The sequence below is a fragment of the Desulfobacteraceae bacterium genome (genome assembly GCA_022340425.1).
Taxonomy (GTDB): domain Bacteria; phylum Desulfobacterota; class Desulfobacteria; order Desulfobacterales; family JAABRJ01; genus JAABRJ01.
The window spans coordinates 1-11193 of record JAJDNY010000118.1 but is presented as its reverse complement, the minus strand read 5'-3'; the positions used below and the strand labels follow the sequence as shown (position 1 = coordinate 11193).

Sequence of the window (11193 nt, the reverse complement as noted above, 5' to 3'; positions counted from 1 at the left end):
AAGGAGGGGCATTTTGTCTTCCGCGACGCCACCACCGACCCGCGCCTGGAAAACCACGAGGCCAAAAAAAAGGAGGGCATCGCCTCCATTCTGACCGTGCCGGTGCGGGTGCGCGGCCAAATCATCGGCGTGCTCTCACTCTACTCGGCGGTGCCGCGGGATTTTACCCGGGAGGAGATCGATTTTCTGGCCGCCCTGGCCGATCAGGGGGGGATCGCCATCCAGACCGCACGCCTGTTTGAGCGCATCCGGGCCAATACGCTGCTCTTTCTGGATTTGGCCGCCGCGGTCAATTCCAGCCTGGATATCAAGGAAATCCTGCATCTTCTGACGGCCAGGATCGGTGAAGAGCTGGGAATGAAGGGGATCGCCATCCGGCTGCTGGACAAGGCCTCCGGCAACCTCAAACTGGTGGCGAGCCACGGCCTCAGTGACGAATTCCTCAACAAGGGACCGGTTTCGGCCACCAAGAGCGCCGTTGCGGCCCTCAAGGGGGAAACCGTGGTGATCTCCGATGTGGAGACCGACGATCGCATCCAGTACCGCAAGGAGGATCTCCAAGAAGGGATTCGCTCCATGCTGGTCGTGCCCATCAAGGCGCGTGACGAGGTCATCGGCGTGATGCGGCTCTACAGCGGGGTGAAACGCGACTACCCCGAAGACATGGTGACCTTGGTTCAGGCGCTCGCCCATCAGGGGGGCCTCGCCATCCGCAACGCCTCACTCTACCTGAGCCTGCAGGAGGACAAAAAGAGCCTCGAGGAGGATATCTGGAGCCATCGGCTCTGGTTTTAGGCGCCCGTTTGCCGCCAATTGTGAGGATGCAGCCGAAAGGAGGCGCAGATGATCGGTATGACCATTGACAGGCTGAAGGTCGGGGATGCCGCCGAATTCTCCAAGACCGTTTCCGAAAGCGACATCTACCTGTATGCCGGCGTCACCGGCGATTTCAACCCGGCCCATATCGATGCTGTCTATGCCGCGGGGACCTTTTTCAAGAAGCGGATCGCCCACGGGATGCTTTCCGCCGGGTTCATTTCGGCCGTGATCGGAACCCGGCTTCCCGGAACCGGGACGATTTATGTCGGTCAACAGCTCAAATTTCTGGCGCCGGTCTATGTGGGTGATACGATCACCGCCCGGGTGATGGTGGCGGCGATCAACGCCGAGAAAAACCGGGTGACCCTCAAGACGACCTGCAGCAATCAGGAGGGGACCGTCGTCTTGGACGGCGAGGCCGTCGTAAGCCCCCCGAAGGCGCCTAAGCGCTGAGCGTTCGCCCCGCTTGAAACACAAAAACCCCAAGCGCCGGATCCGTGCTTTAAAACGCGAATCCGGCGCTTGGGGTTTGGTCCGTTTGGCGGTCTGCGGCTGGCGGCACGCCTATTTCTTGACTGGCTTTTTGGCGCCGCCCGACGCCTCCTTGGCATAACTGCCGAAGCTGTCCATCAGCTTTTGAAACTGCTCGTTCTGGCGGCTGACCAGCTCTTTGAAGTTTTCCACGACGGCCGTCTGGCCGGAATCCTGTTGAAGAAGATCCCGCAGCCGCTGGATGGTCTTGAGCTGGTCCGCGTTTTCCTTCTTCAGCGCCTCGTATTTTTCCACCAGCGCCAGATGTTCGCTCAGCGGTATGACCCCCAGCAGGGAAAGATAGGTATTCAGCGATTCTCTGAACTCGCCCGTCGCCTTGTGCCAGGTCTGCTGATATTCCGGCGTGCTCTCCGGTTTTTCCAGGCCGTAAGCCTTGCGAAAGAGGGCCGTAAGCTCTTCAAAACCCTTGAACCCCTGGTGCATCCACTGGGTTAACTCATCGAACTGCTGCTGTCCCTTGGCGGCGTTGATCAGAAAATTACCCCAGAATTCCAGGAAGTGTCGGTCCATTTATTTTCCCTCGGAGGCGGCCTTGGGTCTGGCCTTGGGCGGCTTGGCGGCATCGGCCTCCAGCTTGGCGATCGCCTTCTGTTGAAGGGTCATTTCCTTTTTCTGTTCCGCCAGCTTTGCTTTTTGCCCGGCAATTGTCTCGTTCAGGCGGGTGATGGTGCGCTTCTGGGCCTTGAGCTCGCGGTCTTTGTCGGCGGCCATGGTTTTGAAGGCTTCGGCCTGGTTTTCCAGTTCACGGCAGCGGGCCGTCAGGGTTTCGTAGTCGTTTTTGGGGATCCAGCCAAAAAGCTCCAGGTAGCCTGCGCTGCCGCGCTGGCAGATTTCGAAGAAATCCCGATAGAGGTTCATGCAGTCCTCGGCGGTGGACCAGGGGGTGAGGACCGGGCTTTTTTCCAGAAGCGTATAGAATTTTTCAAACCCGCTGAGTCCCTGGGAGATGGCTTCTTCCATATCCGTCAGCTCGAAATTCGGTAGGTAAGGCTCCCAGAAAAAGGATTCCCAGGTGAAGGGCGCTTGGGGTGACATGAGGCTCTCCTTGGGGCCGGGACGATCCCCGGCGCGGCCTGAAGCCCACCGGCCGAAATGGCTGCGGTTCGCCCGCAGGTCAGGGCCGCCGGCGGCCTTGGGCTTTGATCGTTGAGGTGCATAAAATTGATGCTCGTGATGGGCGTCCCACAGCGGCAGCGGGGCTGCCGCTGTGGAAGGGCGCCTGCGGGCGGTGTTAGCACAAGCTGCGTTGGGCGCAATCAGCGCTAAACGGAAGCCTTCTGCCCGCCGCAGGTTTTATTTCGTGCCGGAAAAAAACGATTCCACCTTCTGAAAGTTTTCGTCCACCACTTTTTTGAAATCCTCACGCCCCTTCTTGTAGGCCTTGACCCACTCGTTGATGGCCTTCTTGCCATCTTCCGGCAGCCAGTTGGCCTGCTCCAGCAGCGTGTTGGCGGCCCGCTCGGCCTGCTCCTGAAGCATCACGATGGCGTTGAAGGTGTTGTCAAAAGTGGCCTTGTTGAAATCGATCATCTGCTTGAGAATCTGTTTTTGATCCATGGTTTCTCCTCCTTTGGTGGGTTGGTGGGGGAAGTCATCGGCTTAATCCAATGTCCCCGCGCTGGTTTTCCCAAATCCTCCGGCGCGTGTCAGCCGCCGGTGACCTTGCGGGCGAACCCGAAAAATCCAGCGTGGTCTGCTGCGATCGGCTCGGGGTGCGCGCCTTAAGATTTTTCAGCGGCCGGTTTGGCCGGGACGAAAAAGTCTTCGATGGTGCTGAAGTTTTTGTCGATGGTGTTTTTGAGCTCCTCGCGGCCCTTTTTGCAGGCGGACACCCATTGGGTGTAGGCTTCCCGGCTTTCCCGGGGGAGGCCCAGGGTTTTTTCAAGAAAGGCGGCGGTGAGATTTTCGGTTTGATCCTGCAATCTGGCCAGGGTGTTGAACGTGCTGTTGAAGGTGACCTTCTGATAATCGACGATCTGTTTGGCGAAATCTGTGGGTTGCATGGGCTGTCTTCTCCTGTGCGGTGGATTGTTGTCGGGCGGCCGGTTTCTTCCGAGGATTCCGCCCTGTTCAATCGCAATATAGCCGCCCGAGGGGCCCCTGTCAAGTATAAATTGTGCAGCGCACCATTTTATTACAGGTGAGGATTGTTTCACGAATCAATATTCTAAAAGGTTTTAATCGGGGGTGCCCCCGTTGGGGAGGGTGTTTATGGCGCGTTGCGACAAACTGGTTTGTCGGCTGGTTTGCCGGGGTTACCCAGCGGCCTGGCGCTCGGCGCGGGCGCTGTGGCCCGGGTCAGCCCGCGGGGGCTTCGCGGAAAAAGGCCTTCACCATTTCCAGATATTCCGCCAGCAACTGGCGGCTGACCACGAAAATGTGGCCGATATTTTTCTCGATGGTGCGGTTGAGTCCCGAACGGGTGGCGGTGTGCAGGCCGCAGGTCTGGTCGGGATCCAGAATGGTGTTCAGGCACGACCCCGGGGGGGTGATGGGGTCCCGCAGGCCGCGGTAATCGAAGGAGGACACCCCCGCGGCCACCAGGGCGCGGAGATCCACCGGCTGGCCGTCCAGTTCGGCCACCGTCGAGGGCAGGCAGAATTTGTTGCGGGCGATCTGATTGTCCAGGTACACGTTTTGGAGCCACTCCCGGTGGGCGCGGGCCGGAAAACGGGTGCCGTGGGTCAGCCAGTAGAGAAAGGGGGCCGAATCCTGCAGGGCTTCGCGCCGCAGCGCCCTGGAAAAGAAGCCGAACGGGACGCTGTAGCGCACCCCGGGTTGAATCTCCTGCATGCCCGCCTCGATGACCTGGGGCGGAATGTTGACCGCCCCGAAGAGTTCGTCCATCAGCTCGCGGTCGTAGTGGCGCCGGATGACGGTGCGCATGGGGCCCATGCCGCTTTCGGTGTCATCGAAATTAAACGGGGAGGCCATCAGGACCACCTTGAGGATGTCCATCTCCTTGCCCTGGGCCCAGCGCTCCTGAACCCTGCGGGCGAGATAGGGTAGAAAAAGGGTGCCGCCCATGCAGTAGCACATGGCGCAGATCTCGCTTGCGGAGTGGCGCTGGGTGATCAGGTCGAGATAGCGGTCGTGTATTTCCTTGCCGTAAAAGGCCAAACCCAGGTTCGTCTCCTCGGGCCCGGGGTTGCCGTAATCCACCAGGTAGACGGCGAAGCCCTCCTCCAGCATCCCGGCAATAACTGATTTGCCGGGACCCAGATCGAAAATTTCCGGCTTGTTGATCAGGGGCGTGTTCATGTAGAGGACCTTGCCGTTGGGGGCGATACCCGGCGGCAGGGGGTAGTGGCGCAGGGTGACCGCATGGTGCCTGGAGTGGGCCACCGTCTCGTAGGGCGAATAGCCGAGCTTGCCCTGGGTGGTAATTTCGCCGTAGGCGCGGTAGTCGAAGGCTTTTTCGGCATAGAGGTTTTCAAATCGGATCTGGAGCTGATCGAGGTAGTCGCTGAAGTCGTAAGGGGTGGCGTCGGCATGGTCGGCTTTGCGAAAGGGCAGCGGCTCGTTTTGCAGCGGGGTCTCGGTAACCAGCATGAGCAGGCATTTCAACAGGTCCTTCAAGGCCATCAGCCCGGTCAGGCCGCGGGAATTGTAGGCCCGCTCGAGCCAGGCAAAGTCCTGGACCACCGCCTGCAGCCAGGCGATCCCCTCGGGGCTTGTGGCCACCCGTCGGGCTTTCTCCCGGTCGAAGCATTCGTTTTCGATGAAAAAGCCGCAAAAATTGGCCAGCAAACCGGAATAGGTGGCCTCGATGCGGTCGTTTTGCTCGGCATAAACGTCGGGGTTGCGGCCGGTGGAGACCGAGATTTTGGCCCACAGTCTCACCGGATCAATGAAGCTGTATTTGAGTAGCTGGCTTTGCCAGGCGGCCCCCAGCGCCCATGGGCCCCAGGCCAGCGGGTAAAGGCTGATGGCATCCAGCATGCGCCGCGTCTGGAAAACGGCCCGGGTATAGCTGCCGGCCAGGTTGCTGACCAGCGCAACCGCGGTCTGATGGCCCTCGTGATTGTCGGCCGGCGTGGATCCCATTAGCGTCAGGAGGCTGTCCACGCTGATTGGGCGGGTGGTTTGAGGGGTGGGCGTCATCGCTGGCTCCAGTGATCGGGGATTGTGGCGCGGCGATCAGGGGCATTTCCCGCCCGCGCCGGTGCGGCCCTTAATACTTCGGAATGCTGCGAGCGGGGCAAAAAACGAAAGAATCGTTTGCCGGCCGGATTGCTTTCGTGCTACGGATGAAGCTAATGCTGTTGGTCGGAAAAAGTCAAGTGTTAATAGTGCACTGCACAAAGCGGGGGCCCCTTAGCGTGTCGTCCGTCTGCGGGCGTTGCCGGTGGCGGCTGGCGCTCAAACCCCCCCGGGCGTTGCCGGCTGCGGTCCCAAGGGCCTGCAGGGCCGTTTGGGCCGGAACGAATCGATGGCTGCCCGAAGAGGAACCAATCGTGGAGCAGGTCAAGATTTTTAAAAAATACGCCAACCGGCGTCTTTACGACACCGAGCAAAGCAAGTACGTCACCATCAACGAGGTCGCCGATTTCATCAAAGCCGGACGGCAGGTCCAGGTCCTGGATGCCAAGACCAATGAGGATGTCACGGCCTTCATTCTGACCCAGGTGGTCTTGGAGGCCGCCCGCCGGCAAAACGTGCTCCTGCCGGTACCGGTGCTGGAACTGGTCATTCGCTACGGCGACAATCTGTTGGGCGAGTTTTTCGAAAAATATTTTCAGCTGACCCTCAAAAATTACCTGGCCTACAAGAGCGCCTTCGATCAGCAATTCAAGACCTGGCTCGATCTGGGTATGGACGTGACCGATTTTTCCAAGAAATCGCTGGTGGACATGGCGCCCTACAAATCGTTCCTGGATTTCATCAATGAAACGGCCGCGGCGCAAAAGGGCAAGAAGCGCAAGTAAGGGGCCCGTCATATCATGAACTTCAAGTGGTGGTTCCCCATTTTTGCAGCCGGCATGGTTCTCAGCCAGACCGCTGCCGTTGCCCTGGGCGTCGACGCCGCCGGTCCGCGCTATGTCTCCATCGCCGCCGGCGAGGTGACCGGCGCCAACTATTCTGTGGCGCGCATCATCGCCGAGATCACCTGGAAGCACCTCAAGCCTGAAGGTGTCAAAGTCTCTGCCGAGACCTCCGGCGGGTCCCTGGCAAGCGCCAGATTGATCGGCCTGGGTGAAACCGACTTCGCCATAATCCAAAATGACATCGCCGCCGATGCGTTCAACGGCCGGAAGCCGCTTTTCGAAAAACCGATCCCCGAACTTCAGGGGGTTTGCAGCCTTTTTTCGCAATACGTCCAGCTGGTCTGCCGGGCTGATACCGGCATCACCTCGGTGGCCGATCTCAGGGGAAAACGGGTGGGCATCGGCCCGGACGGTTCGGAAACGGCCCAGAACGCCAAGCAGGTCCTGGATGCCTGGGGGCTGACGGTGGCGGATCTCAGCCGCGCAGCGTCCCTGGATTTCGAGGCCGCCATGGCGGAACTTCTGACCGGGCGTGTGGATGGGGTTTTCGCCACCGCCGTGGCCGGTTTTCAGCCGCTGTCGGATCTCGCCCGCACGATGCCGCTTTCCTGGGTCCCGATTGCCGGGCCGGCGGTCGACCGGCTCATCGATCGGCATCCCTGCTACACCCGCGTTCTCATGCCCGCCGGCGTGTATGCCGGCAACCGGCAGGATGTCGCCACCGTTTCCGTGCGGTCCTTGCTCGTCGCGCGCAAGGGCCTGGAGCCTGAAATCGTTCACGCTTTGCTGACAGCGACCTACGCCGACCTCGATCCCTTCCGCTACGCCCACTCCCAGTTCCGGAACATTTCTCCGGCAACCGGCCTTTTGGGGATGAGCATTCCGCTGCACCCTGGTGCCCAAAGGTTTTTTGCCGAGCGCGGCCTGCTGCCGCTGGTTTTTTTTCCCTGCGGCAGTCGGGCGCTTTCCTGAGCGCTGCCACCGCCCCATACCGGCCGGACCCCTCGCGTTCAACCGGCAAACAAGGGCTTCGGCGATCGGCGGGTGGCTCCCGGCCGGCCTCTCTTGACGAAAGGCTCTGGGGGCATTAGGCTTCCAGCGCAACACACCGGAGTTGCCGCTTGGCCGGCACCCGGCCCCTGACGTGCAACCCAAGGAGGGAAAAATGGACCTTGCCGCGCTTGAAACCATCGCCCGCCGGCTGGTGGCCCCCGCAAAGGGGATCCTGGCCGCCGATGAAAGCACGCCCACCATTCAAAAGCGCTTCGACGCGATCGGCGTCGCTTCCACCGCGGAAACCCGCCGCGCCTACCGTGAGCTGCTGTTTAAGACCGCGGGGGTGGAGGCCTTTATCAGCGGGGTGATCCTCTTTGACGAAACCCTGCGGCAGACCGCCGCCGACGGCCGGCCGTTTCCGGAGCTGCTCGCCCAAAAGGGGATCCTCGCCGGCATCAAGGTGGACAAAGGCGCCAAGGCCCTGGCCGGCTTTGACGGGGAGAAAATCACCGAGGGCCTGGACGGGCTGCGTGAGCGCCTGAGGGAATACCACGATCTCGGTGCCCGCTTTGCCAAGTGGCGGGCGGTCATCACCATCGGCGAGGGGCGCCCCAGCCGCTGGTGTCTCGCCGCCAACGCCCACGCCCTGGCGCGCTACGCGGCGTTGTGCCAGGAGGCCGGGCTGGTGCCGATTGTCGAGCCCGAGGTCCTGATGGATGGGACGCACACCATCGGGCGCTGTCGGGACGTGACCGCCGCCGCCCTGCAAAGCCTGTTCGCGGCGCTTTTTGACAGTTGCGTCAGTCTGGAGGGCCTCCTGCTCAAACCCAACATGGTGATCTCCGGCATCGACTGCCCGACCCAGGCCGGGGTCGCCGAAGTCGCCCGGGCGACGGTCAGGTGCCTGCGTCAGGTGGTGCCGGCGGCGGTGCCCGGGATTGTCTTTCTCTCCGGTGGGCAGAGCTCCGAGCTGGCCACCGCGCACCTGAGCGCCATGAACGCCATCGGGCCGCACCCCTGGGAGCTCAGCTTCTCATATGGCCGCGCCCTTCAAGAGCAGCCCCTCAAGGCCTGGCAGGGACAGACCGGCAACGTGGCCGCCGCCCAGCAGCGGTTCCTCCGGCGCGCGCAGCTCAACAGTGCCGCCCGCTCGGGTACCTACACAGCGGCGATGGAATCCGAAGCGGCCTGATGCCCGGCTCCCAGGCCGAATCTGAAAAGGCTTTGCATGGCAACCTTCTGGAACTGGTGGCAGCACCTGCCGGCGACCATGGACCCGGTCCTCTTTCAAGTCGGCGGCTTCAAGGTCCAATACTACGGCCTGATGTATATCGTGGCCTTCGGGCTTACCTACGGCCTGGTTATCTGGCGGGTGTGCCGCGAGCCTCGGTTTGATTTCGGCGCCCCCCAGATCCAGGATTCGTTGACCGCCTTGATTCTGGGGGTTATCGTCGGCGGCCGCCTGGGCTATGTCCTCTTCTACAATTTTTCCTACTACCTCGCCAACCCCCTGGAAATTTTCCTGCCCTTCCGGTTTGAAGACGGGTTGACCTTTACCGGAATTTCGGGCATGTCTTTCCACGGCGGCCTCATCGGGGTGGTGGTCGCGGCAGGGTGGTACTGCCGCAGGGCGAAGGTCGATTTCCGCGACCTGGCCGATCTCTATGCGCCGGTGGTGCCCTTGGGCTACACGTTCGGCCGGATCGGCAACTTCATCAACGGCGAGCTCTTCGGGCGGCCCACCACCGTCCCCTGGGGGATGGTCTTTCCCCACGCGCCCGACCGCTTCCTGCGGCACCCTTCCCAGCTGTATGAGGCCCTTTTCGAAGGGGTTTTGCTGTTTGCGGTTTTATGGTCGCTGCGCCGACGGGTGGCGCTGCGCGGCGGGATGCTGCCCCTTTATCTGCTGGGCTACGGCGGGGTCCGCTTCCTGCTGGAGTTTTTTCGTCAACCCGATGCCCATTTGGGCACCGTTTGGCTGGGATTCTCGATGGGGCAGGTGCTCTGCTTGGCGATGGTGCTGGCCGCCGCGGCCCTCTGGGTCTTTCTGCGGCGCCTGTCGCCGCCCGAACCGGCCCGCCGCTGAGCGCCCCGCGGCGCCACAGCCTGCAAGGCCCTGCCCCAAGGGCGACCGCCCGGGAATGGATCGATCATGACGCTTACCCTCTACAATACCCTGACGCGCCGCAAGGAGGTTTTCAGCCCGCTTTTTCCCGACTTCGTCGGCCTCTACACCTGCGGTCCCACCGTTTACAACTTCGCCCACATCGGCAATCTGCGGACCTTCATCTTCGAGGATGTGCTCAAGCGGGTGCTGACCTACAGCGGCTTTGCGGTCAAACACGTGATGAACATCACCGACGTGGGGCATCTGACCGGTGATCGCGACATGGGCGAGGACAAGCTGGAGAAGGGCGCCCGGCGCGAGGGTAAAAGCGCCTGGGAGATCGCGGCCTTTTACACCCAGGCCTTCCAGCGGGACATCGCCCGGCTCAACATCCTCGAACCCGGCGTCTGGTGCCGGGCGACCGAGACGATTCCCGAACAGATCGCCCTGATCCGCGTCCTGGAGGAAAAGGGCTACACTTACCGCACCAGCGACGGCCTCTACTTCGACACGGCGCGTTTCAAGGACTACACCAAGCTCTCCCACCAGAATCTCGAAGCCCTGCAGGAGGGCGCCCGGGTGGAGCGCAACCCCGAAAAGCGCAACATGACCGACTTTGCCCTCTGGAAGTTTTCGCCCCCGGGGGTGCAGCGCCAGATGGAGTGGGATTCGCCCTGGGGGGTGGGCTTTCCGGGCTGGCACATCGAATGCTCGGCCATGAGCATGAAGTATCTCGGCGATCACCTGGACATCCACTGCGGCGGCGCGGACCACATCGACGTGCATCACACCAACGAGATCGCCCAGTCCGAGGCGGCCACCGGCAAGCCGTTTTTCAATTTTTGGATGCACGGCGCCTTTCTGAACATCGCCGGCGGCAAAAAAATGGCCAAGAGCGACGAAAACTTCCTGACCCTGGAGAGCACGTTTCTCAAAAAGGACATCAACCCCCTGGCCTACCGCTTTGCCACCTTCCTGACCCACTACCGCAAACCGATGGAGTACAGCGAGGAGAGTGTCGCTGCGGCCCAAAACGGCCTGCGTCATCTCTACAACCAGGTGCGCAGCCTGCAAAGCGCCCCCCGGGACGCCGGCGGCGGGCTGCCGGCGGATTTCCAGGCCAAGTTCCGCGAGGCCGTCTACGACGACCTCAACATGCCGCGGGCCATGGCCGTGGTGCAGGAGATGCTCAAATCCAGCCTGACCGATGCCCAAAAGCTGGCGGCGGTCCTGGACTTCGACCAGGTGCTGGGGTTGGGGCTGGCGGAGCTCGACCAGGAGGAGCGCCTGCCGGCGGCGTTGCGTGACCTGGTCGAGCGGCGGCAGGCGGCGCGCGCCGCCAAAAACTGGGCCCTCGCGGACCAGCTGCGTGACGAGATTCAGGCCATGGGCTACGTGGTCCAGGACAGCCGCGACGGCATGAAAGTGGTCAAGGCGTGACCGGCCGCGGCTCAGGCGGCGCGGACGATGTGACTTTCAGCCGCCGGGCGCTGCTGCGGCAGGCGCTGCTTCTTACCGCGGGGGGCGTGCTCGTGAAAGCGGGCTGGCTCTGGGCCGGTTCTTCGGGCGGCCGCGGGCCCCGGGCCGGGCGGCTACCTCTGGACCAAGCCCACCGGATGCAGATCAGCCCTGAGGATCGCTGCCCGCTCTGCGCCATGAAGGTGGTCAAATACCCCCGCTTTTCCTGCGCCATTCAACTCACGGACGGGCGCACCTTTTATTTTTGCAGCG

The 11193-nt window shown here is 61.9% G+C and carries 12 protein-coding genes; 7 read left to right on the top strand and 5 right to left on the bottom strand.

Going from position 1 to position 11193, the window contains the following annotated elements; all coding sequences use genetic code 11:
- On the top strand, positions 1 to 795 hold a 795-nt coding region (locus LJE63_10230), incomplete at its 5' end, for a GAF domain-containing protein (GenBank protein ID MCG6906990.1).
- Positions 796 to 843: 48 nt separating this feature from the next.
- Positions 844 to 1272 carry a MaoC family dehydratase gene (locus LJE63_10225; GenBank protein ID MCG6906989.1) on the top strand — a complete coding sequence of 143 codons (429 nt, stop codon included), beginning with the start codon at positions 844 to 846 and terminating at the stop codon, positions 1270 to 1272.
- A gap of 111 nt (positions 1273 to 1383) precedes the next feature.
- Here the strand turns inward: LJE63_10225 and LJE63_10220 are convergent, their stop codons facing one another.
- The 5 genes from LJE63_10220 to LJE63_10200 form a co-directional block, all read right to left on the bottom strand.
- Entirely contained in the window at positions 1384 to 1881 is a 498-nt protein-coding gene (locus tag LJE63_10220; protein ID MCG6906988.1) for a hypothetical protein, read from the bottom strand.
- Entirely contained in the window at positions 1882 to 2406 is a 525-nt protein-coding gene (locus tag LJE63_10215) for a hypothetical protein (GenBank protein ID MCG6906987.1), read from the bottom strand.
- Between the two features lie 258 nt (positions 2407 to 2664).
- The gene (locus LJE63_10210; GenBank protein ID MCG6906986.1) at positions 2665 to 2928 is read right to left on the bottom strand and encodes a hypothetical protein; all 264 of its coding nucleotides are present in this window, start codon (positions 2926 to 2928) and stop codon (positions 2665 to 2667) included.
- Between the two features lie 164 nt (positions 2929 to 3092).
- Positions 3093 to 3374 (bottom strand): hypothetical protein, encoded by a 282-nt coding sequence (locus LJE63_10205; GenBank protein MCG6906985.1) that lies wholly within the window; start codon positions 3372 to 3374, stop codon positions 3093 to 3095.
- Between the two features lie 295 nt (positions 3375 to 3669).
- Positions 3670 to 5475, bottom strand: a complete 1806-nt coding sequence (locus LJE63_10200; protein ID MCG6906984.1) for a hypothetical protein — start codon at positions 5473 to 5475, stop codon at positions 3670 to 3672.
- Between the two features lie 353 nt (positions 5476 to 5828).
- On the opposite strand from LJE63_10200, the gene LJE63_10195 reads away from it, so the two are divergent.
- From LJE63_10195 to cysS, 5 genes are all read left to right on the top strand, one after another.
- Positions 5829 to 6299 (top strand): polyhydroxyalkanoate synthesis regulator DNA-binding domain-containing protein, encoded by a 471-nt coding sequence (locus LJE63_10195; GenBank protein ID MCG6906983.1) that lies wholly within the window; start codon positions 5829 to 5831, stop codon positions 6297 to 6299.
- Between the two features lie 15 nt (positions 6300 to 6314).
- Positions 6315 to 7331, top strand: a complete 1017-nt coding sequence (locus LJE63_10190; GenBank protein MCG6906982.1) for a TAXI family TRAP transporter solute-binding subunit — start codon at positions 6315 to 6317, stop codon at positions 7329 to 7331.
- Between the two features lie 193 nt (positions 7332 to 7524).
- Positions 7525 to 8547, top strand: coding sequence for a fructose-bisphosphate aldolase class I (locus tag LJE63_10185; GenBank protein MCG6906981.1), 1023 nt, complete (start codon positions 7525 to 7527; stop codon positions 8545 to 8547).
- Between the two features lie 36 nt (positions 8548 to 8583).
- Positions 8584 to 9441: a prolipoprotein diacylglyceryl transferase gene (gene lgt / locus LJE63_10180; GenBank protein ID MCG6906980.1), complete on the top strand. Its 858-nt coding sequence runs from the start codon at positions 8584 to 8586 to the stop codon at positions 9439 to 9441.
- A gap of 66 nt (positions 9442 to 9507) precedes the next feature.
- A complete protein-coding gene (cysS, locus tag LJE63_10175; GenBank protein ID MCG6906979.1) occupies positions 9508 to 10902 on the top strand; it encodes a cysteine--tRNA ligase in 1395 nt (464 codons plus the stop codon).
- Positions 10903 to 11193: the final 291 nt, after the last annotated feature.

What these genes read in the sequence shown, in the direction of transcription:
- LJE63_10220 (MCG6906988.1), bottom strand. Translation starts at nt 1,881, where the DNA reads ATGGACCGACACTTCCTGGAATTCTGGGGTAATTTTCTGATCAACGCC.
- LJE63_10205 (MCG6906985.1), bottom strand. Translation starts at nt 3,374, where the DNA reads ATGCAACCCACAGATTTCGCCAAACAGATCGTCGATTATCAGAAGGTC.
- LJE63_10185 (MCG6906981.1), top strand. Translation starts at nt 7,525, where the DNA reads ATGGACCTTGCCGCGCTTGAAACCATCGCCCGCCGGCTGGTGGCCCCC.
- LJE63_10215 (MCG6906987.1), bottom strand. Translation starts at nt 2,406, where the DNA reads ATGTCACCCCAAGCGCCCTTCACCTGGGAATCCTTTTTCTGGGAGCCT.
- LJE63_10200 (MCG6906984.1), bottom strand. Translation starts at nt 5,475, where the DNA reads ATGACGCCCACCCCTCAAACCACCCGCCCAATCAGCGTGGACAGCCTC.
- LJE63_10225 (MCG6906989.1), top strand. Translation starts at nt 844, where the DNA reads ATGATCGGTATGACCATTGACAGGCTGAAGGTCGGGGATGCCGCCGAA.
- LJE63_10190 (MCG6906982.1), top strand. Translation starts at nt 6,315, where the DNA reads ATGAACTTCAAGTGGTGGTTCCCCATTTTTGCAGCCGGCATGGTTCTC.
- cysS (MCG6906979.1), top strand. Translation starts at nt 9,508, where the DNA reads ATGACGCTTACCCTCTACAATACCCTGACGCGCCGCAAGGAGGTTTTC.
- LJE63_10210 (MCG6906986.1), bottom strand. Translation starts at nt 2,928, where the DNA reads ATGGATCAAAAACAGATTCTCAAGCAGATGATCGATTTCAACAAGGCC.
- lgt (MCG6906980.1), top strand. Translation starts at nt 8,584, where the DNA reads ATGGCAACCTTCTGGAACTGGTGGCAGCACCTGCCGGCGACCATGGAC.